Origin of the sequence: Pseudomonas sp. NPDC088429, assembly GCF_044753305.1 — a bacterium.
In the GTDB taxonomy this organism is placed as follows: Bacteria; Pseudomonadota; Gammaproteobacteria; order Pseudomonadales; family Pseudomonadaceae; genus Aquipseudomonas; species Aquipseudomonas rustica.
This window is the reverse complement of the sequence record NZ_JBIVMX010000083.1, coordinates 1-20,126: the sequence shown is the minus strand read 5'-3', so window position 1 is coordinate 20,126 and position 20,126 is coordinate 1. Positions and strand designations below refer to the sequence as shown.

16 protein-coding genes and 1 pseudogene are annotated in these 20,126 nt (G+C 61.8%); 12 read left to right on the top strand and 5 right to left on the bottom strand.

The features are described from left to right. Positions 1 to 2,151, top strand: a 2,151-nt coding sequence (ptsP, locus tag ACIP66_RS25925; RefSeq protein WP_400651910.1) for a phosphoenolpyruvate--protein phosphotransferase, incomplete at its 5' end; no start/stop codon positions are given. Positions 2,152 to 2,386: 235 nt separating this feature from the next. Here the strand turns inward: ptsP and ACIP66_RS25920 are convergent. Continuing rightward, a complete protein-coding gene (locus ACIP66_RS25920) occupies positions 2,387 to 3,133 on the bottom strand; it encodes an NRDE family protein (protein ID WP_400651908.1) in 747 nt (248 codons plus the stop codon). A gap of 130 nt (positions 3,134 to 3,263) precedes the next feature. Between ACIP66_RS25920 and ACIP66_RS25915 the strand changes: the two genes are divergently transcribed. The 3 genes from ACIP66_RS25915 to ACIP66_RS25905 all read left to right on the top strand — a co-directional run bounded on the left by ACIP66_RS25915 (position 3,264) and on the right by ACIP66_RS25905 (position 5,963). Next, positions 3,264 to 4,046 carry a sulfite exporter TauE/SafE family protein gene (locus tag ACIP66_RS25915; RefSeq protein ID WP_400651906.1) on the top strand — a complete coding sequence of 261 codons (783 nt, stop codon included), beginning with the start codon at positions 3,264 to 3,266 and terminating at the stop codon, positions 4,044 to 4,046. 79 nt (positions 4,047 to 4,125) lie between these two features. Then, positions 4,126 to 4,941 (top strand): prolipoprotein diacylglyceryl transferase, encoded by an 816-nt coding sequence (gene lgt, locus ACIP66_RS25910; protein ID WP_007913003.1) that lies wholly within the window; start codon positions 4,126 to 4,128, stop codon positions 4,939 to 4,941. Between the two features lie 50 nt (positions 4,942 to 4,991). Further along, positions 4,992 to 5,963, top strand: coding sequence for a thymidylate synthase (locus ACIP66_RS25905; RefSeq protein WP_159811908.1), 972 nt, complete (start codon positions 4,992 to 4,994; stop codon positions 5,961 to 5,963). Between the two features lie 126 nt (positions 5,964 to 6,089). On the opposite strand, the gene cadR is transcribed toward ACIP66_RS25905, so the two are convergent. Next, complete coding sequence (cadR, locus tag ACIP66_RS25900; protein ID WP_053124784.1) at positions 6,090 to 6,539, bottom strand: Cd(II)/Pb(II)-responsive transcriptional regulator; 450 nt, start codon at positions 6,537 to 6,539, stop codon at positions 6,090 to 6,092. A gap of 84 nt (positions 6,540 to 6,623) precedes the next feature. Between cadR and ACIP66_RS25895 the strand changes: the two genes are divergently transcribed. The 7 genes from ACIP66_RS25895 (at position 6,624) to ACIP66_RS25865 (ending at position 15,763) form a co-directional block, all read left to right on the top strand. Then, on the top strand, positions 6,624 to 8,933 hold the full coding sequence (locus tag ACIP66_RS25895; RefSeq protein ID WP_400651903.1) for a heavy metal translocating P-type ATPase: 2,310 nt from the start codon (positions 6,624 to 6,626) through the stop codon (positions 8,931 to 8,933). Between the two features lie 13 nt (positions 8,934 to 8,946). Continuing rightward, on the top strand, positions 8,947 to 9,810 hold the full coding sequence (locus ACIP66_RS25890) for a LysR family transcriptional regulator (RefSeq protein WP_053124875.1): 864 nt from the start codon (positions 8,947 to 8,949) through the stop codon (positions 9,808 to 9,810). Between the two features lie 231 nt (positions 9,811 to 10,041). Next, positions 10,042 to 11,118: a putative 2-aminoethylphosphonate ABC transporter ATP-binding protein gene (locus ACIP66_RS25885; RefSeq protein ID WP_400651900.1), complete on the top strand. Its 1,077-nt coding sequence runs from the start codon at positions 10,042 to 10,044 to the stop codon at positions 11,116 to 11,118. After that, entirely contained in the window at positions 11,118 to 12,842 is a 1,725-nt protein-coding gene (locus ACIP66_RS25880; RefSeq protein WP_400651897.1) for a putative 2-aminoethylphosphonate ABC transporter permease subunit, read from the top strand. The genes ACIP66_RS25885 and ACIP66_RS25880 overlap by 1 nt, the downstream gene beginning before the upstream one ends. Positions 12,843 to 12,877: 35 nt before the next feature. Continuing rightward, positions 12,878 to 13,903, top strand: coding sequence for a putative 2-aminoethylphosphonate ABC transporter substrate-binding protein (locus ACIP66_RS25875; RefSeq protein WP_053124777.1), 1,026 nt, complete (start codon positions 12,878 to 12,880; stop codon positions 13,901 to 13,903). 169 nt (positions 13,904 to 14,072) lie between these two features. After that, on the top strand, positions 14,073 to 15,206 hold the full coding sequence (locus ACIP66_RS25870) for a TIGR03364 family FAD-dependent oxidoreductase (RefSeq protein ID WP_400651894.1): 1,134 nt from the start codon (positions 14,073 to 14,075) through the stop codon (positions 15,204 to 15,206). Continuing rightward, complete coding sequence (locus ACIP66_RS25865) at positions 15,206 to 15,763, top strand: phosphonate degradation HD-domain oxygenase (protein ID WP_400651891.1); 558 nt, start codon at positions 15,206 to 15,208, stop codon at positions 15,761 to 15,763. Before ACIP66_RS25870 ends, ACIP66_RS25865 begins: the two co-directional genes overlap by 1 nt. A 103-nt stretch (positions 15,764 to 15,866) precedes the next feature. On the opposite strand, the gene ACIP66_RS25860 is transcribed toward ACIP66_RS25865, so the two are convergent. Next, on the bottom strand, positions 15,867 to 17,243 hold the full coding sequence (locus ACIP66_RS25860; RefSeq protein ID WP_400651888.1) for a GTPase/DUF3482 domain-containing protein: 1,377 nt from the start codon (positions 17,241 to 17,243) through the stop codon (positions 15,867 to 15,869). Beyond that, positions 17,236 to 18,609 (bottom strand): DUF2868 domain-containing protein, encoded by a 1,374-nt coding sequence (locus tag ACIP66_RS25855; protein ID WP_400651886.1) that lies wholly within the window; start codon positions 18,607 to 18,609, stop codon positions 17,236 to 17,238. Before ACIP66_RS25855 ends, ACIP66_RS25860 begins: the two co-directional genes overlap by 8 nt. Before the next feature lie 85 nt (positions 18,610 to 18,694). Here ACIP66_RS25855 and ACIP66_RS25850 point away from each other — a divergent pair, with 85 nt between their 5' ends. Further along, complete coding sequence (locus ACIP66_RS25850) at positions 18,695 to 19,207, top strand: dihydrofolate reductase (RefSeq protein WP_400651884.1); 513 nt, start codon at positions 18,695 to 18,697, stop codon at positions 19,205 to 19,207. A gap of 90 nt (positions 19,208 to 19,297) precedes the next feature. Here the strand turns inward: ACIP66_RS25850 and ACIP66_RS25845 are convergent. Further along, positions 19,298 to 20,044, bottom strand: a pseudogene (locus ACIP66_RS25845) (cation:dicarboxylate symporter family transporter); the annotation flags it as partial. Positions 20,045 to 20,126 lie beyond the last annotated feature (82 nt).

The window sequence follows — 20,126 nt, the reverse complement described above, 5'->3', positions numbered from 1 at the left end:
GATCCCGAGACCAACCGCTTCGTCCTGATGGCCACCGAGGGCTTGAACAAGCGCTCGATCGGCAAGGTCAGCATGGCACCCAACGAAGGTCTGGTCGGTCTGGTCGGCACGCGTGAAGAACCCCTGAACCTCGAAAACGCGTCTGTTCACCCGCGCTACCGCTACTTCGCCGAAACCGGTGAAGAGCGTTACGCCTCGTTCCTCGGTGCACCGATCATTCACCACCGCCGCGTCGTCGGCGTGTTGGTCATCCAGCAAAAAGAACGCCGCCAGTTCGACGAAGGTGAAGAAGCCTTCCTCGTGACGATGAGCGCGCAGCTCGCCGGCGTTATCGCCCATGCCGAGGCCACCGGTTCGATCCGCGGTCTGGGCCGTCAGGGCAAAGGCATTCAGGAAGCCAAGTTCGTCGGTGTGCCAGGTTCGCCGGGCGCCGCCGTCGGTACGGCGGTGGTCATGCTGCCGCCGGCCGATCTCGACGTGGTGCCCGATAAAAACATTACTGACATCGACGCTGAGCTGGCGCTGTTCAAGACCGCCATCGAAGGCGTGCGCGCCGACATGCGCGCGTTGTCGGCCAAACTCGCGACCCAGCTGCGTCCGGAAGAGCGCGCGCTGTTCGACGTCTACCTGATGATGCTCGACGATGCCTCGCTGGGCAGCGAAATCACCACCGTGATCAAGACCGGCCAATGGGCCCAGGGCGCGCTGCGTCAGGTGGTCACGGAACACGTCAACCGTTTCGAACTGATGGACGACGCCTACCTGCGGGAGCGTGCCTCGGACGTCAAAGACCTCGGTCGCCGTCTGCTCGCCTATTTGCAGGAAGAGCGTCAGCAGAACCTGGTCTACCCGGAAAAAACCATTCTGGTCAGCGAAGAACTGACGCCGGCAATGCTCGGCGAGGTGCCTGAAGGCACGTTGGTCGGTCTGGTTTCGGTACTCGGTTCGGGTAACTCGCACGTGGCGATCCTTGCCCGCGCCATGGGCATTCCGACGGTGATGGGTCTGGTCGATCTGCCGTACGCCAAGGTCGACGGCATCGAAATGATCGTCGACGGCACGCGCGGCGAGGTTTACACCAACCCGAGCGAAGTGCTGCGCAAGCAGTTCGCCGAAGTCGTCGAAGAAGAGAAACAACTGGCGCTGGGCCTCGACACCCTGCGCGACCTGCCGTGCGTGACCCTCGACGGCCACCGCATGCCGCTGTGGGTCAACACCGGTTTGCTCGCCGATGTGGCGCGGGCGCAGAAGCGTGGCGCCGAAGGTGTCGGCCTGTACCGCACCGAAGTGCCGTTCATGATCAACCAGCGCTTCCCGAGCGAGAAGGAACAACTGGCGATCTACCGCGAGCAACTCGCCGCGTTCCACCCGCAACCGGTGACCATGCGCAGCCTCGACATCGGCGGTGACAAGTCGCTGTCGTACTTCCCGATCAAGGAAGACAACCCGTTCCTCGGCTGGCGCGGCATCCGCGTCACCCTCGACCACCCGGAAATCTTCCTGGTGCAGACCCGTGCGATGCTCAAGGCCAGCGAAGGCCTGAACAACCTGCGGATTCTGCTGCCGATGATCTCCGGCACCCATGAACTCGAAGAAGCCCTGCACCTGATCCACCGGGCCTGGGGCGAAGTGCGCGACGAAGGCACCGACGTGCCGATGCCGCCGATTGGCGTGATGATCGAGATACCGGCAGCGGTGTACCAGACCAAGGAACTGGCGCGGATGGTCGACTTCCTGTCCGTCGGCTCCAACGACTTGACCCAGTATTTACTGGCGGTCGACCGCAACAACCCGCGTGTGGCCGATCTCTACGACTACCTGCATCCGGCGGTGCTGCAAGCCCTGCAAACGGTGGTGCGTGATGCGCATGCGGAAGGCAAACCGGTAAGTATCTGCGGCGAGATGGCCGGTGATCCGGCGGCGGCGGTGCTGTTGATGGCGATGGGCTTCGATAGTTTGTCGATGAACGCCACCAACTTGCCGAAGGTGAAGTGGATGTTGCGTCAGGTGAATCTGAGCAAGGCCAAGGATCTCTTGGCTGAGCTGATGACCATCGACAACCCGCAAGTTATCCACAGCTCGCTGCAATTGGCGCTGAAGAACCTTGGGTTGTCGAAGATGAATCCGCCGGCGGTCGTCAAGACCCTCTGAAGATCAAAAGCCCCTCACCCTAACCCTCTCCCGTAGGGAGAGGGGACTGATTGGGGGATGCTGCAGAGATACGCCGACCTGAAAGTGCTTTGCTGAATCCATAATCGACCTGCACCGACCCGAAATTGCTGTGCTGAATCCATAATCAACTCGGTCTTTCAGGTCGATGTATGGCCCAAGATACCTCGGTCGGCCCCCTCTCCCTCCGGGAGAGGGCTGGGGTGAGGGTCAGCTCTTAGACACAAACCTCAACTTCCCCAAGATGCCCGCCATACGGCCCAAAACTCCGCTCGACCATCCGCCGCGTCCCATTCGCCTGCACCACCAACGCCGTACTCGCCCGCGTCCCATAACTCTGGCTGGCAATAAACACACTCGACAACAGAGTCTCCGTCGCCATCCCCACACCGGTATCCGGCAGCTCAGCCGACGGCGCAACCTGCGGATCACTCAACAACCCCAGCAAAAGCTCTGGTTGCGGATCATCCAGCACTGCACTCAACGCAGCCTTGGCCTTGAGCAACTTCGGCCACGGCGTATCCAGCCCGGCATTGGATAGCCCATAGACGCCAGCCGCCAGCATCACCGGCTCCGACAGCCGCGCATTGAAATGCCACAACTCATGGCTGTTGCCGAGCAGCAGATTAAACCCGGCATATTCCGCCGAACGCCCAACCACATCGATCAAATAATCATCAATCGACAGATCACCGGTCAGAAACCGCGCCACCAGTTCCCCTCGCGATTTACGCGCCGGCGGCTGCTGCGGATCACGAATATTGGTCAGCGCCGCAAAGCGCCCATTAGCGCCAATCCCCAGCCAGGTGCCCCCAGCCTCAAGATCGCGCCCCGCGTGCACGTGCGGCGCTTCGGGCCATGGCGCCAGCGGCAGGCTCGGTCGCGCGTAGAATTCGTCACGGTTGGCCGCGACGATCAGCGGCTGGGCATGGCCCGGGCGCCAGGCGAAAACAATCAGGCACATAAGGTGATCCTTGTGTGTTTTTTGCTCACTCTACGCATCCAGCGCCCGTGCATCCATCGTAAGTGGAGCCGAAGGCCATGCATCCGTTACCATGCCGCTCCGGTTTTCGGGATGCGTCTGGGAGAGGGACATGGAATTTCTGCTCTATCTGGCGCTGGGCGCCTGTGCTGGCGTGTTGGCCGGGCTGTTCGGGGTAGGCGGCGGGATCATTATTGTCCCGGTGCTGGTGTTCAGTTTTACCTTGCAGGGCTTCGACCAGTCGATCCTCACGCATCTGGCAGTCGGCACGTCGCTGGCGACGATTATTTTCACCTCGGTCAACGCCGTGCGTGAGCATCATCGTCGAGGCGCAGTGCGCTGGCCGATCTTCATGTGGATGGCCGTGGGTATCCTGCTTGGCGCCGGTTTTGGTGCAGTGACGGCCGAGGCGATTTCCGGGCCGCACCTGCAAAAGATCATCGGCGTGTTCGCGTTGGTGATCTCGGTGCAGTTGGCGCTGGACGTCAAACCCAAGGCCAGTCGAACCGTGCCGGGCAAATTCGGTCTGACCGTGGCCGGCGGTGTGATCGGTTGGGCCTCGGCGATTTTTGGCGTTGGCGGCGGATCGCTGACCGTGCCGTTCCTGACCTGGCGCAGTGTGCCGATGCAGCAAGCGGTGGCGACGTCATCGGCCTGCGGTCTGCCGATCGCGCTGGTTAGTGCTTTAAGTTTCATGATTCTGGGGTGGCACGATCCGTTGTTGCCGCCGCATAGTCTCGGTTTTGTGTATTTGCCGGCGTTGTTGGGCATCGCCCTGACCAGCATGGTTTTCGCCCGCATCGGCGCGCGATTGGCGCACCGATTGTCGCCGCGCTTGCTGAAACGGCTGTTCGCCGCTTTGCTGTTCAGCGTGGGTTTGAGCTTCCTGCTTTAACCGCGTCGCAATCCTGGCTTAATCCTGAGGTGGCAGCGTCGCCCGGGAATTTTGGTTTCAACTCTAACGAGGAGTCGCAATGCTGCCTTACCCGCAGATCGACCCGGTGGCCCTGGCCATCGGTCCGCTGAAAATCCACTGGTACGGTCTGATGTACCTGATCGGCATCGGCGGAGCGTGGCTGCTGGCGTCGCGCCGGCTCAACCGTTTCGACCCGACCTGGACCAAGGAGAAACTCTCCGACATGGTCTTCTGGATGTCGATGGGCGTGATCGTCGGCGGACGTCTGGGCTATGTGTTGTTCTACGATCTGAGCGCTTATCTGGCCAACCCGACGCTGATTTTCGAAGTGTGGAAGGGCGGCATGTCGTTCCACGGCGGCTTCATCGGGGTGATGCTGGCCGCGTTGTGGTTCGGCAAGCGCAATGGCAAGTCGTTCTTCCAGTTGATGGACTTCGTCGCGCCAATGGTGCCGATCGGTCTGGGCGCCGGGCGCATCGGTAACTTCATCAACGCCGAGTTGTGGGGCAAAGCCACCGACGTGCCGTGGGCCATGGTCTTCCCGCCATTCAGCGATCCGGCGCAACTGCCGCGTCACCCGTCGCAGCTGTATCAGTTCGCGCTCGAAGGCGTAGCGCTGTTCCTGATCCTGTGGATTTTCTCGCGCAAGCCGCGTCCGACCATGGCCGTTTCCGGCATGTTCGCGCTGTTCTACGGCATCTTCCGGTTCATCGTCGAATTCGTCCGCGTGCCGGATGCGCAACTCGGCTACTTGGCCTGGAACTGGCTGACCATGGGCCAGGTGCTCTGCGTGCCGATGATCGTCGGCGGGCTGTTCCTGATCTGGCTGGCCTATCGTCGCGCACCGGCAGCACCGCTCGCGCCGACGGCTTAAACTACGAACCCCGGCGCGCGACGCCGGGGCTCAAAGGACACAGGTAACTCATGAAGCAATATCTCGAACTGGTCTCGCACGTCATTAAGAACGGCAGCAAACAGGCCAACCGCACCGGCATCAACACCATCAGTTTCCCGGGTGCGATGCTGCGTTTCGATCTGCAGGAAGGTTTTCCGGCGATCACCACGCGCAAAATGGCCTTCAAATCGGCCATCGGCGAGATGTGTGGATTTCTCCGTGGCGTGAACAACGCCGCTGAATTCCGTGCGCTGGGCTGCAAGGTCTGGGATCAGAACGCCAACGAAAACGCGCAGTGGCTGGCCAACCCGTTCCGGCAGGGCGACGACGACCTCGGCGAAATCTACGGCGTGCAATGGCGCAAATGGCCGGCGTACAAGCAGATCCCGCTGAGCAACAGCGCCGCCATCGAACAAACCTTGAGCAACGGCTACAAGCAAATCGCTCAAGGCGAAGAAGACGGCCAGGCCTACGTGGTGCTGTACAAAGCCATCGACCAGGTGCGCCAGTGCGTCGACACGATCATCAAGGATCCGGGCAGCCGTCGCATCCTGTTCCACGGCTGGAACGTTGCTCAGTTGGATGAAATGGCCCTGCCGCCGTGCCACCTGCTGTACCAGTTCCACCCGAATGTCGAGACCAAGGAAATCTCCCTGACCCTCTACATCCGTTCCAACGATCTGGGCCTGGGCACGCCGTTCAACCTCACCGAAGGCGCCGCGCTGCTGAGCCTCATTGGTCGCCTGACCGGCTACACGCCGCGCTGGTTCACCTATTTCATCGGTGATGCGCACGTCTACGAGAACCATTTGGACATGCTCAACGAACAGCTCAAGCGCGAGCCGTTCGCCATGCCTAAGCTGAAAATCTCCGATCGTGTGCCGGAGTTTGCCAAGACTGGCGTGTACCAGCCGGAATGGCTGGAACTGGTCGAACCGAGCGATTTCTCGCTGGAAGGCTACGAACACCACGCGCCAATGACCGCGCCAATGGCGGTCTAGTCGGTAGGATCGTTCCCACGCTCTGCGTGGGAATGAATCCCGTGACGCTCTGCGTCACTTTGGACGCGGAGCGTCCATGGCGGCATTCCCACGCGGAGCATGGGAACGAGCGTTATGCGGTGTTCTTTAGTGGCCGTGGCTGCGGCCTACGTGGGAGTGTTCGACTTCGGTGGCGACCACTCCGCCGCTGACCTCCAAGCGCTGCAAGATCCCGCATTGCTCGGCCCCCGGCCCTTCGCCACAGCGTTGGCGCAGGTCGAGCAGCTGTGTCTGCAACGCCAACAACCCATCAATCCGTGCCTTCACATGTTGGATGTGTTCATCGATCAGCGTGTTCACGCTTTCACACTGATCCTGCGGGCTGTCACGCATGGCCAGCAGGCTGCGGATTTCTTCGAGGGTCATGTCGAGGGTGCGGCAGTTGCGGATGAAGGTCAGGCGTTCGGCGTGGGCCTGGGTGTAGACGCGGTAGTTGCCGTCGCTGCGGGCCGGCTCCGGCAGGAGGTTTTCACGCTCGTAGTAGCGGATGGTTTCCACGGCGCAGTCGGTGAGTTTGGCCAGTTCTCCGATCTTCATGACGGCAATCTCCAAAAGGGTGCTTGACCCTATAGTGGCTACAGGGTCTTTACTTGGCAACAGGCACCTTCATGGACGCGACCAATGAGCGATTCCCAGCACACCCACAAACCCGGCGACGGCCACGATCACAGTCATAAATTGCAGCCTGTGCATAAGCATTCACAGGGCGGCGATTCTTGCTGCGGGTCGAAAGTTGCAGCGCCGGCACCGGTTCATGCGCACGAAGACTCCTGCTGCTCGTCGACAGCCGCCGCGCCTGCGTTGGTGCAACTGAGCGAAAAGACCACCGCCGATGCGCGGCTGAGCAGTTTCCGCATCGAGGCGATGGACTGCCCGACCGAGCAGACGCTGATCCAGAACAAGCTCGGCAAACTCGCCGGTGTGCAGCAACTGGAATTCAATCTGATCAACCGCGTACTCGGCGTGACCCACAATCTGCCGGGTACCGAGCCCATCACGGAGGCGATCAAATCCCTCGGCATGCACGCCGAGCCGCTGGAGGCGGGCGTCGATTCGCCAGCCCCGGCGCCAGTGAAAAAACACTGGTGGCCGCTGGCGTTGTCCGGCATTGGTGCGCTCGCCGCTGAAGTCATCCACTTCACCAACGCCGCGCCCACCTGGGTGGTGGCGATCATCGCGCTGGTGTCGATCCTCAGCGGTGGCCTGACCACCTACAAAAAGGGCTGGATCGCCCTGAAGAACCGCAACCTCAACATCAACGCGCTGATGAGCATCGCCGTGACCGGTGCCATCCTCATCGGCCAGTGGCCGGAAGCGGCGATGGTGATGTTCCTGTTCACTGTCGCCGAGCTGATCGAAGCGCGTTCGCTTGACCGTGCGCGCAATGCGATCAGTGGCCTGATGCAGATGACGCCAGAGCAAGCCACGGTGTTGCAGGCTGACGGTTCGTGGGTCGAACAGGAGGTGAAAAGCGTCGAACTCGGCGCCCGTGTGCGGGTGAAGCCCGGCGAGCGCATTGCGCTGGACGGTGAAGTGCTCAGCGGCAACTCGACCATCGACCAGGCGCCGATCACCGGGGAAAGCCTGCCGGTCGAGAAAACCGTCGGCGACAAAGTCTTCGCCGGCACCATCAATCAGGCTGGTTCACTGGAATACGCGGTCACCGCTGCGGCGAACAACTCGACGCTGGCGCGAATCATCCACGCCGTCGAACAGGCCCAAGGCGCGCGCGCACCGACCCAGCGTTTCGTCGATCAGTTCTCGAAAATCTACACGCCGGTGGTGTTCGTGTTTGCCTTGGCCGTGGCGATCATTCCGCCGCTGTTCATGGGCGCTGTGTGGTTCGACTGGATCTACCGCGCGCTGGTGTTGCTCGTGGTCGCGTGCCCGTGTGCACTGGTGATTTCCACTCCGGTGACCATCGTCAGCGGCCTCGCCGCAGCGGCGCGCAAAGGCATTCTGGTCAAGGGCGGCGTGTACCTGGAGGGCGGTTTCAAGCTCGACTATCTGGCGCTGGATAAAACCGGCACGATCACCCACGGCAAACCGGTGCAGACCGATTACCTGTCCCTCGATCCAACCGCCGATGCCACCGCACCTGCCATCGCCGCTGCCTTGGCCGGACGTTCCGACCATCCGGTGTCGCTGGCCATCGCCAACGCCGCTGTGGATAAAAACTTCGCGGCGCTGATTGTGGATAACTTCGAAGCGCTTGGCGGGCGTGGCGTCAAAGGCGACATCAACGGCCAGACGTATCATTTGGGCAACCATCGTCTGGTCGAAGAGCTCGGCCTGTGCTCGCCAGCACTGGAAGAAAAACTCTTCGCGCTGGAGAAACAGGGCAAATCCGTGGTGCTGCTGCTCGACAGCTCCGGCCCACTGGCGCTGTTCGCCGTGGCCGATACCGTCAAGGAAACCAGCCGCGAAGCAATCCGTCAGTTGCATGAACTCGGGGTGAAAACCTTGATGCTCACTGGCGACAACGTCCACACCGCGCAGGCGATTGCCGCGCAGGTAGGCATCGATGAAGCGCGCGGTGATTTGCTGCCAACCGACAAACTGCAAGCCATTGAAGATCTGTACAAGCAGGGCCATCGTGTGGGCATGGTTGGCGACGGCATCAACGACGCGCCAGCACTGGCCCGCGCCGAGATCGGTTTCGCCATGGCCGCTGCTGGCACCGACACGGCGATCGAAACCGCCGATGTCGCCCTGATGGACGACGATCTGCGCAAGATTCCGGCCTTCATCAGCCTGTCGCGCAACACCGCCAGCATCCTGAAACAGAACATCGCGCTGGCGCTGGTGATCAAAGCGATCTTTCTTGCGGTAACCTTCGCCGGACTCGCCACCATGTGGATGGCGGTGTTCGCCGACATGGGCGTGAGCCTGTTGGTGGTGTTCAACGGTTTGCGCCTGCTGCGCAAATAGATGAGGAAGAGTTGTGCTGAGTGCCGAGCTGAAAGCGTTTTACATGGTCGCCCGCCTGGGCAGCATCACGCTGGCGGCGAAAAAACTTGGCCTCAGCCAACCGACCGTGACCACGCAGATCCGCAATCTGGAAAGTCAGTATTCGGTGGAACTGTTCTACCGTGGCGGCCGGCGCCTGAGCGTCAGTGATGAAGGCGCGCGGTTGCTGCCGATGGTCAAGACGCTGTTGCAGCAGGAAGCCGATATCGAGTTTTTCCTGCGTAACAGCGGTCAGGTGCAGGGCACTTTGCGCATCGCCGCTACTGCGCCGTATTACATTCTTGATCTGGTGAAGACCTTTCGCGAGCGATTACCGCAGGTTGAGGTGTCGGTAGAAATCGGCAACTCGCAGCAGGTGCTCGAAGCGCTGGAGGATTATCGGGTGGACATCGCCGCGTCATCGCAGTTGCTGGATGACGCGCGGTTGATTCGTCGGGTGCTCGGTACTGATCCGCTGGTGCTGGCGGTGCATCGCAATCATCCGCTGGCTGTGCAGGAGCATGTGGCGTTGAGCGCGTTGGCCGGGCATACGTTGTTGATGCGCGAGTCGGGTTCGACCACGCGGCGGTTGACCGAAGAATTGCTGGCGAGTGCCGGCGTGAGTTTCGGGCCGTTGCTGGAGATTGGCAGCCGTGAGTCGATTCGGGAGGCGGTGTTGCGCAATATCGGCATCAGCATCATTGCCCGGCAGGAAGTGCCGCATGATCCGCAGTTGCGCGTGCTGACGATCGAGAATGCGCCGCAGATTCCTGAGTACCTTTATTGCCTGAAAGAGCGCAAGGGCGCGCGGTTGCCCGCGGCGTTCCTAGGCCTGGCCCAAGAAATGTCCCCGGCCTAGCAGATGATAATGATCGTTCCCACGCTCCGCGTGGGAATGCAGCCCGGGACGCTCTGCGTCCCAAGAGCCGAACGCGGAGCGTCCGATGAGGCATTCCCACGCGGAGCGTGGGAACGATCTCTTCTGAACCAAAATCCCTGAATACCACTATCGGCGGTTTTTGCCTCGTTGCCACATGACGGACGCATTACAACTCTAGGATTGGCCCCATCTGCTTGATGAGGTCTGTCCATGAATCCTGCCATCGCAACTGCCCTGACCAACCCCGGTGCGCCGATGAAAGTGCGCGGCGTGCAGAAACGCTTCGGCGCGTTCACCGCACTGGATAATGTCTCCCTCGACGTCGCCGCCGGTGAACTGGTGTGCCTGCTCGGCCCGTCGGGCTGCGGCAAAACCACGTTGCTGCGCTGCATCGCCGGTCTCGAGAAACAGGACAGCGGCGAGCTGTACCTCGGTGACCGCGACGTCTCGCACCTCGCCCCGCAGGCCCGTGATTACGGGATTCTGTTCCAGTCCTACGCGCTGTTCCCCAATCTGACCGTCGAAGCGAACATTGCCTACGGCCTCGCCGGCAGCGGTCGCGACGAAGTGCGTCGTCGCGTCGGCCAGATGCTGGAACTGGTCGGCCTTCTCGGTAGCGAGAAAAAATACCCCGGCCAATTGTCCGGCGGCCAGCAGCAGCGTGTCGCGCTAGCCCGCGCTTTGGCGCCGGCACCTTCGCTGCTGTTGCTCGATGAACCGATGTCCGCCCTCGACGCCCGCGTCCGCGAGCATCTGTGCACCGAGCTGCGCCAACTGCAACGCAACCTCGGCATCACCACCCTGATGGTCACGCACAATCAGGACGAAGCCATGCTCATGGCCGACCGCATCGCGGTGATGAACAACGGCCGCGTCGAGCAGTACGCCACCCCGCAGGAAATCTACAACCGCCCGGCCACGCCGTTCGTGGCTGAGTTTGTCGGCCAGGGCAACTGGCTGCCGTTCCAGCGCAGCAGCGACAGCCACGCGCAGGTCGGCGGGATGAACCTGCGCCTCAGCGATGGTAGCGTTCAGCGTGCTTCGGGTCGTTTGTTCTGCCGCCCGGAGGCGATCAACGTCAACCCGCCGGTGCACGAAGAAAACCTGTTCCCGGCCAAAGTCCGCGAAATCACCTTCCTCGGCAACCGCTGCCGCATGAGCTTCGAACTCGATCAATTGCCTGGCCACGCCTTGCTCGCCGAACTCGCCCCGGAAGCCATGCCGCGCCTCGGCGCCCAGCAAATCATGGTCGCCTTGCCGCCGCGCAGCCTGCAGGTGTTTGCCTGATGAACAGCAACCTCGCGCTGCCGCTACCGCACAAGCAGGTGCGACAGTCCTCGAAAGCCGAGATCGGCGACCGCATTTTTGTCGTCGGCGGCAAAGTCCTTTTGCTGGTGTTGCTCGGCGTCGCGGTGTTGCTGCCGTTGCTGGCGATCTTCTGGCGTGGCTTTAGTAATGAGGCCGGGCAGGGCGGTGGCTGGATCGCGGCGAAGGAGATGGTCACTAGTGAGAATTTCCACTGGCTGCTCGGCAACAGCCTGAAAGTGTCCCTCAGCGTTGCGGCCATCGTCGTACCGCTGGCTTACCTGTTTGCCTACGCGTTGCAACGCACAATGATTCCGGCGAAGGGCATCTGGCGCGGGATTTCCTTGCTGCCGCTGATGGCGCCGTCGATGCTGCCGGGGATTGCACTGGTTTATCTGTTCGGCAACCAGGGCATGTTGCGCGGACTGCTCTCGGACAACATCTACGGGTTTTGGGGGATTGTGCTGGGCGAGGTGATTTACACCTTCCCGCATGCGCTGATGATTCTGCTCTCGGCATTGTCGCTGGCCGATGCGCGGCTGTTCGATGCCGCGTCGAGCATGGGCGCCAGTCCGGCCAAAGCCTTTCGCAGCATCACTTGGCCGGCAACTCGCCAGGCTGTGTTCGCCGCGTTCTGTCTGGTGTTCACCCTGACCATCACCGATTTCGGCGTGCCAGTGGTGGTCGGTGGCGACTATCAAGTGCTGGCGCTGGAAGCCTACAAAGCCGTGGTTGGCCAGCAACAATTCGGTCGCGGCGCGTTGATCGGCATGGTGTTGTTGCTGCCGGCGCTGTTCAGCTTCGGCGTCGATGCCTGGCTGCGTCGGCGTCATGGCGACTCCATGAGCGGTCGCGCTCAAGTGTTCAAACCGGCATCGTCGAAACTGCGCGATGGCTGCTATCTGGCGATTGTTCTGCTGATCAGCGCGACGTTGATTCTGGTGTTCGGTATGGCGGTGTTTTCGTCGCTGGTGAAGTTTTGGCCGTACAACCTGTCGCTGTCGCTCAATCATTACCAGTTCAACGAAACCGCTGGCGGTGGCTGGCTGGCCTACAGCAACAGTTTGAAGATGGCGCTGGGCACGGCGTTGATTGGCAGCGTGCTGATCTTCACCGGCGCTTACCTGATGGAGAAAACCCGCGACCAGCGCGGCCTCAACCTGGCGTTGCGCATGCTCAGTTTTGTGCCGATGGCGGTGCCGGGGCTGGTGCTCGGTCTGGGTTACGTCTTCTTCTTCAACCTCACGGGTAACCCGCTGCATGTGCTGTACGGGACGATGACGCTGCTGATCGTCTGCACCATTGCGCACTACCTGACCACCGCCCAAATGACCGCGACCACCGCACTGCGTCAACTCGACGCCGAATTTGAAGCCGCTGCGTTGTCGCTGAAGGCGCCGCTGTATCGGCATTACCTGCGCGTCACCGTGCCGATCTGCCTGCCGGCGCTGCTGGACATTGTGCGCTACCTGTTCGTCTCGGCGATGACCACGGTTTCTGCCGCGATCTTCCTCTACAGCCCCGACACCATCCTCGCGGCGGTCGCAGTGCTGAACATGGATGACGCCGGCAACGTCGGCGGCGCGGCGGCGATGTCGACCCTGATTCTGTTCACCTCGGCGGGCGTGTCCTTGCTGCTGGCGTGGGCTTCGCGCGGCTTGCTGCGCCGTTCTCAAGCCTGGCGGCAAACCGCGCCCGGTCACTGATTCACACCCTCAACTCAAAAGACAGGATACCGATCATGTTCAAGCCTTTGGCCCTGGCCGCTGCTGTGCTCGCTACTTTCAGCCTGAATGCCTTCGCGGCAAAAACCGAGTTGACGGTGTACACCGCCCTCGAAGCCGAGCAACTGAAGTCCTACAAAGAAGCCTTCGAAAAAGCCAACCCGGACGTCGAGATCAAATGGGTGCGCGATTCCACCGGGATCATCACCGCCAAACTGCTCGCCGAAAAGGCTCGCCCGCAGGCTGACGCGGTGTGGGGCCTGGCGGCTTCGAGCCTGGCGATCCTCGATCAGCAAGGCATGCTGCAAAGCTACGCGCCGAAGGATCTCGGCAAGATCGGCGCGAACTACCGCGACGCCGCCAACCCGCCAGCCTGGGTCGGCATGGACGTCTGGGCCGCGACCATCTGCTTCAACACTGTCGAAGCCGAGAAGCAGGGTTTGACCAAGCCAGTGAGCTGGCAGGATCTGACCAAGCCTGAGTACAAGGGCAAGATTGTTATGCCGAACCCGGCGTCGTCCGGCACCGGTTTCCTCGACGTCAGCGCTTGGCTGCAAACCTTCGGCGAGAAGCAGGGCTGGGCCTACATGGATGGCCTGCATCAGAACATTGGCCAGTATGTTCACTCCGGTTCCAAGCCTTGCAAACTGGCGGCGGCGGGCGAGTTTCCGATTGGTATTTCCTTTGAATACCCGGCGGTACAGCTCAAGCGTCAGGGCGCGCCGCTGGACATTATTCTGCCGAAGGAAGGTCTGGGCTGGGAGATCGAAGCGACTGCGGTGATCAAAGGCACGCCGCATGAAGAAGCGGCGAAGAAACTGGCGGACTTCTCGGCGAGTGCTGAGGCGATGGATCTGTACAAAGAGAACTTCGCTGTTCTTGCACAGCCGGGGATCGCCAAGCCGCAGACCGAATTGCCGGCGGATTATGAGCAGCGTCTGATCAAGAACGACTTTGCCTGGGCCTCGAAGAATCGCGACGAGATCCTGACTGAGTGGCGCAAGCGTTATGACGGCAAGTCCGAGAAAGTGGCTGCCAAGTAAGATCTTTATCGACTGACAGGGCCCCTTCGCGAGCAAGCTCGCTCCCACACTGATCGTTCCCACGCTCCGCGTGGGAATGAATCCCGTGACGCTCCGCGTCACTATGGACGCAGAGCGTCCTTGGCTGCATTCCCACGCGGAGCGTGGGAACGATCATCGAGGTAGCCTCATGAAACACCACAAAGACCTGCTCATCGTTGGCGCCGGCATTCTGGGCCTGTCCCACGCCTACGCCGCCGCCAAACGCGGCCTCAAAGTCGCCGTTTTCGAACGCACCGCCACACCCCTCGGCGCTTCGGTGCGCAACTTCGGCCAGGCCCTGGTCACCGGCCAGCCCCCCGGCCCGATGCTTGAACTGGCCAAGGCCAGCCGCGAGATCTGGGGCGACTGGGCGCAACTCGCCGGGCTGCAAATCAAGCGCAACGGCTCGTATCTATTCGCCAGAACCGAAGTCGAAGAACACCTGCTCGAAACCTTCTGCGCCACTCGCGCGATTGAACACGGCTACAACGTCGACCTGCTGCGCGGCGCCGCCCTGCGCGATCTCTACAACGGCCAGTTCAGCCATCACCGCGCCGCCCTCCACGGCATCGACGATCAACAGCTGTACTCACGCGAAGCGATCCCGGCGCTGATCGACTACCTGCGCCGTGACCTCTGTGTCGAGTTCCACTTCTCGACGCTGGTGCGCGACGTTGAACCCGGTCACCTGCACAGCACCGCCGGCAGCTTTACCGCCAAGCAGATCATCGTCTGCTCCGGTCATGATTATCAGACGTTGCTGGCCGAGCCAATCGCCGCCCTCGACCCGCAAATCTGCCGTCTGCAAATGCTCCGCGCCAAACCGCAGATCGATCTCAATCTGCAACATGCCTTGCTCACCGGCCTGAGCTGCGTGCACTACGGCGCCTTCGCCGATCTGCCGGAAGCGGCGGCGGTGCAGGCGCAAATCCTCCGCGAACAACCGCACCTGCACGACAACGGCATCCACCTGCTGATCAGCCCGACGCCCTATGGGGAACTGATCATCGGCGACTCGCACCATTACGGTAGCGACGCTTCACCGTTCAACGCCGAGCAAGTGGACAACTGGATGATCGAGCTGGCCGAGCAGACGCTGGGCTGCAAGGTGCAAGTGGTCGAGCGCTGGCAGGGCGTCTATGGTTCTCGGGGACCGGGGCCGTTTTCGTTGCTGCGCCCGGCACCGGGGTTGAGTGTGGCGCTGATGCACACCGGCGTCGGCATGAGCGTCGGCCCGGCGATGGCCGAACGCAACGTTGCACAGTTGTTGGAGGAAATTTGATGACAGGTCACGAGCAAACCGTCGCCAAGGTATTCGCGCTGTATGAGCGTTTTGGCTCCAGCGATTACATCGGCGAGCCGGTGTCGCAGATCGAGCACATGTCCCAGGCCGCTGAACTGGCGATCGCCGAGGGTTTTGATGATGAAGTGGTGCTGGCGGCGTTCTTCCATGACATCGGCCATTTGTGTGGCGAAGGCGCGGAGAACATGGGCGGCTATGGCGTGGTCAGCCATGAACGGCTTGGTGCGGATTATTTGCGCGAGGCCGGTTTCAGCGAGCGCATGGCGCGGCTGGTGGAATATCACGTGCAGGCCAAGCGGTATCTGACATTGCGGGAGCCTGGGTATTTTGAGCGGCTGAGTGAAGCGAGCCGGCGGACGCTGGAGTATCAGGGTGGGGTGATGACCGAGGCGGAGGCGGAGGTGTTTGAGCGGGATCCGTTGTGTGCGGTCAGCCTGCGGATGCGGCAGTGGGATGAGCTGGCCAAGGAGAGGGCGGTGCCGGTGATGGATCTGGGTGTGCTGAAAGAGAAAGCGGCGCGGCTGCTGGCTGCGTAATCGCTTGAACCGAGGTGCTGCATTCGCGAGCAGGCTCACTCCTACAAGGTGAACGCGATCCACTGTAGGAGTGAGCCTGCTCGCGATAGCGCCAGATCAGCCGCTACAACTCTTTGGCTAAAGACTCGATCTGCTCCTGCCGCTCGGCCTGATTCAACTTCGCCTGCGAATTGAGCGACGACCACTGCGGATGCGCCCGCGCCTTGCTCAGCGCTTCCGGCAACTTGCCCTCACGCCAGGTTTTATCCTGCGGAGTAGCCACCTGAACCGCATCCATCGCCGCATGCCCACGCTGATCCAGCGCCAACACCAACTGCCGCTGGCGCAACGCTAACAGCCGTAACACCCCGTCATCCACCGTCAACTCACGCTGCCCTTTGATCTTGCCGAGCAAGCGACTGCCATAACTGCGCGCCGTCTGCAGCGCACCCCCGGCAATCGCCCCCGCCAACGCCGCTGCGCCAAGGGTAATCCCGCCAACCAGCAAATCCACACCAGCCCCCGCCGCTGCACCGGCAGCAATCCCGCCGCCCACGCGCACCCCGAGTTGCTTCAAGGTTTCCGGGTTGAACAGGTCATCACCCCAGCGCCCATCGAGCAACGGCAAATCACTCGCCGCCGCATCCTGCGGACGAAACGCATACAGCTTGAGCAGCGCCTCAACGCACTTCTGCTCACGCTGACGCACAGCCTTGCGCAGTTCGCTGATGGCTTGCTGTTCCTGCTCCGCTTCGCTGACCACACTGCGCCGACAAGCAGCGCAATCGATCAACAATTCAGCAATCAAACGCGCCGCACTTTGCTGACGCGCCAGGCGCTGAGCCTGTTGATCAGCAATCAACCGTTCCAGTTGTGGACGAGCATTTTCCAGCAGCAGCGCCAGACTTTCATACAGCCGCCGCTCGCCATCTTCAGGCGGCGCCACACTGTCGAAACGCACCAACGCATGCAGCCCCAGCCGCGCCAGCGCCTCGCGCCAATCCGGCTCGCGATGGTTGGCGCTGCTGACAAAATTCAGCACCGGCAGCAGCGGTTTGCCGCAACTGGCGAGCACTTCCAGTTCATCGCGGTACTTGGCCAGCACCGGCTCGCGCGCGTCGATCACATACAAACCGGCGTCGGAGGCGAGCAGTTGCCGCAGCACTTTCGCCTCCTGCTCGAAACGCTGGCGCGCCTCGCTGCCGTCAAGAAACCGCGCCAGTCGCGCCGGGCCATCGAGGCGTTCGCCGGGGCGTTCCAGACGTTCGAGAAAATCCAGCAGCGCGATGGCATCTTCCAGCCCCGGCGTGTCATAGAGGTCGAGCAATGGCTCGCCGTCCACCGACAACCGCGCGCCTTCGACATGCCGCGTGGTGCTCGGGCGATGGGAGACTTCGCCGAAGCCGACATCGCGGGTCAGCGTGCGCAACAGTGAGGTCTTGCCGACGTTGGTGTGGCCGACCACGGCGAGTTTCAGCGGCACTTTCCAGGCATCAGTCATGACCCGTCTCCAGCCAGTTCAACGGCGCGCAATCGGCAAACTGCAGATCAAGCTGTTGCAGCGCGATGTGCCAGTCGCCGAGGCGTTCGGCGTCCAGCGCTTCGCCGGGCGGCGCTTGCAGCAGCCAGACGCGGGTTTCTCCGGCGTTGCGCGCCAGTTCGGCGATCAAGGCGAGGCTGCCGCGATCCGGTGAGCGCCGTGGGTCGCAGGCAATCGCCAGACGTGCCGGCGGGAAGCGACTGAGTTGTTCGAGAAGTTTATGGCGTGATTCGCGGCTGTCGAGGATGCCAGCATGGCTGACATTTTTCGGCAGCGCGGGCGGCCATGGGCGTTGTTCGTCGAGTTCGATGGCGACCAGCAACGCACCTTCGCTGGCGAGTTCGCCGAGGCTGCTTTCAACGCGGTGTAGTTGCGCAGGCTCCGGATCGTTGACGCCGAGGCGTTCGCTGGTCGGCATCAAGCGTTCGCGCAATTGCGCGTAGCCGGGCAGGTTCAAGTCCAGACGCAGCGCGGTTTTGCCGCTGTTCCAGCGCCAGAAACACAGCAACGTCAGCAGCAGACGCGGCAGCACGCCGTACACCACCAACACGCCGACCAGCCAGGTCGCCCAGGCCTGGCGAGCGCTTTCGATGTCGAGCGCACCATCGCCGCTGGCGCGGATCATCTCCACCGTCGGCACGTTGAAACCGAGCAGCGACGGTAGATAACCGAGCGCGTGGGTGACATGGATAAAGGTGTCGGCGCTGAGAATCGTGGTTTCCCAGACGAAGCCGTAGCGCCGGGTCGCCATCAGCGTCAGCAGCAGAATCAGCGCGCTGAGCATCGCCAGCAACCACAAACCGTTGACCAGCGTACCGAGCGCCCAGCGATTGAGTTTCTTGCGTTGCAGCATCAGCAGCAGGGCGGGCGCCAGTTGCGCGGCTTTGGCGTCGCGGGCCAGTTTTTCGCTGAGCCACAGCCACAATCGTCCGAGCGTGGCGCCGTGTTCGCCGGCAAAGATCAAGCCCAGCAACCAGCTCAGCAGCAGAATCAGGTTCAGCCCGAGCAGACTGCCCAAGGCCCAGAACACATTGACCGGCGTCTGGCCGAGTGCGGCGAAGGCCAGACCGGCGCCGCTCAATACCGCGAAGATCATCAGCAACATCAGCGCCAGACGCGCGCCTTGCAGCCAGTGTTTGAGTGCGGCCGTCAGCCCGTCACGTTCGGCCAGCCATAACGCCCGGCGTTGAATGCGGCTCGGCAGATCGCCGCCGGCCGCGCGCGCCAGTCGATTGGCTTCCAGATCTTCCAGCGGGCCGGCGTGTTCTTCGCGCAGGCGCACGGTCTCGGTGAGCCAGAGGTTTTGCAGTGGAGTCAGTTCAGTCACGCGGCATCCCGTCGCTTAATCCAGCGCTGAGCATAACCGCTGTGGCGCTTATCGGGGTAAGCGCGGCTCTGGTATCCTCGCCGGCATGACTAAATCACTCCCCCTCAGCCTGATCGCAGCCCTCGGTGAAAACCGCGTGATCGGCGTCGACAACAGCATGCCCTGGCACCTGCCGGGTGACTTCAAATACTTCAAGGCCACGACCTTGGGCAAGCCGATCATCATGGGTCGCAAGACCTGGGATTCGCTCGGCCGACCGTTGCCGGGGCGCTTGAACATCGTAGTCAGCCGTCAGGCCGATCTGGTGCTGGAAGGTGCCGAGGTGTATCCGTCGCTGGAAGCAGCGGTGGTTCGCGCCGAAGAATGGGCGAAAGAGCAGGGCGTTGATGAGCTGATGCTGATTGGTGGCGCGCAGTTGTACGCGCAAGGGCTGGCGCAGGCGGATCGTCTGTATCTGACGCGCGTGGCGTTGAGCCCGGAAGGGGATGCGTGGTTTCCGGAGTTTGATTTGAACGACTGGAAACTGGTGTCGAACGTGCCGAATCCAGCTGAGGGCGATAAACCCGCGTACAACTTCGAAGTCTGGGAGAAGGCTTAAAAGATCGCAGCCTGCGGCAGCTCCTACACGGTGTCCGTGTTCCCCCTGTAGGAGCTGCCGAAGGCTGCGATCCTTTGATCTTGCTTTACATCAGGCCTGCGCCAACTCTGCATGCTCATCGGCATCCAGCAACTCTTTATCAGTCTGTTGCATCACCTGACTGGTAATCGCACCCGCCGTGATCGAGCCACTCACGTTCAACGCCGTACGCCCCATATCAATCAGTGGTTCAACCGAAATCAGCAACGCCACCAGTGACACCGGCAAACCCATCGCCGGCAGCACGATCAGCGCCGCGAACGTCGCGCCGCCACCGACACCGGCCACACCGGCTGAGCTCAGCGTCACAATCGCCACCAACGTCGCGATCCACAGCGGATCCAGCGGGTTGATGCCCACAGTCGGCGCAACCATCACCGCCAACATCGCCGGGTACAGCCCCGCGCAACCGTTCTGGCCAATCGTCGCACCGAACGATGCGGCAAAACTCGCCACCGACTGCGGAATTCCCAGACGACGCGTCTGCGCTTCAATGCTCAGTGGAATGCTCGCCGCGCTCGAACGGCTGGTAAACGCGAACGTCAGCACTGGCCAGATCTTGCGGAAGAAACGCAGCGGGTTGATCCCGGCCGCCGACACCAGCAAACCGTGTACGACGAACATCAGGCCGAGACCGAGGTACGACACCACGACAAAACTGCCGAGCTTGATGATGTCCTGCAGGTTGGAACCGGCGACCACTTTGGTCATCAGCGCCAGCACGCCGTACGGGGTCAGCTTCATCACCAGACGCACCAGACGCATCACCCAGGCTTGCAGGGTGTCGATGGAGAGGATCCATATATTACCAAACTACTACTCATACTGGAGAAGATCCACGGCGCGGAGCAACGAGAAGGACACGATATAGGAAGCGCGT

Coding starts and splice junctions, on each gene's coding strand:
- ACIP66_RS25920 (WP_400651908.1), bottom strand. CDS start 3,133: ATGTGCCTGATTGTTTTCGCCTGGCGCCCGGGCCATGCCCAGCCGCTG.
- ACIP66_RS25915 (WP_400651906.1), top strand. CDS start 3,264: ATGGAATTTCTGCTCTATCTGGCGCTGGGCGCCTGTGCTGGCGTGTTG.
- lgt (WP_007913003.1), top strand. CDS start 4,126: ATGCTGCCTTACCCGCAGATCGACCCGGTGGCCCTGGCCATCGGTCCG.
- ACIP66_RS25905 (WP_159811908.1), top strand. CDS start 4,992: ATGAAGCAATATCTCGAACTGGTCTCGCACGTCATTAAGAACGGCAGC.
- cadR (WP_053124784.1), bottom strand. CDS start 6,539: ATGAAGATCGGAGAACTGGCCAAACTCACCGACTGCGCCGTGGAAACC.
- ACIP66_RS25895 (WP_400651903.1), top strand. CDS start 6,624: ATGAGCGATTCCCAGCACACCCACAAACCCGGCGACGGCCACGATCAC.
- ACIP66_RS25885 (WP_400651900.1), top strand. CDS start 10,042: ATGAATCCTGCCATCGCAACTGCCCTGACCAACCCCGGTGCGCCGATG.
- ACIP66_RS25880 (WP_400651897.1), top strand. CDS start 11,118: ATGAACAGCAACCTCGCGCTGCCGCTACCGCACAAGCAGGTGCGACAG.
- ACIP66_RS25875 (WP_053124777.1), top strand. CDS start 12,878: ATGTTCAAGCCTTTGGCCCTGGCCGCTGCTGTGCTCGCTACTTTCAGC.
- ACIP66_RS25870 (WP_400651894.1), top strand. CDS start 14,073: ATGAAACACCACAAAGACCTGCTCATCGTTGGCGCCGGCATTCTGGGC.
- ACIP66_RS25865 (WP_400651891.1), top strand. CDS start 15,206: ATGACAGGTCACGAGCAAACCGTCGCCAAGGTATTCGCGCTGTATGAG.
- ACIP66_RS25860 (WP_400651888.1), bottom strand. CDS start 17,243: ATGACTGATGCCTGGAAAGTGCCGCTGAAACTCGCCGTGGTCGGCCAC.
- ACIP66_RS25850 (WP_400651884.1), top strand. CDS start 18,695: ATGACTAAATCACTCCCCCTCAGCCTGATCGCAGCCCTCGGTGAAAAC.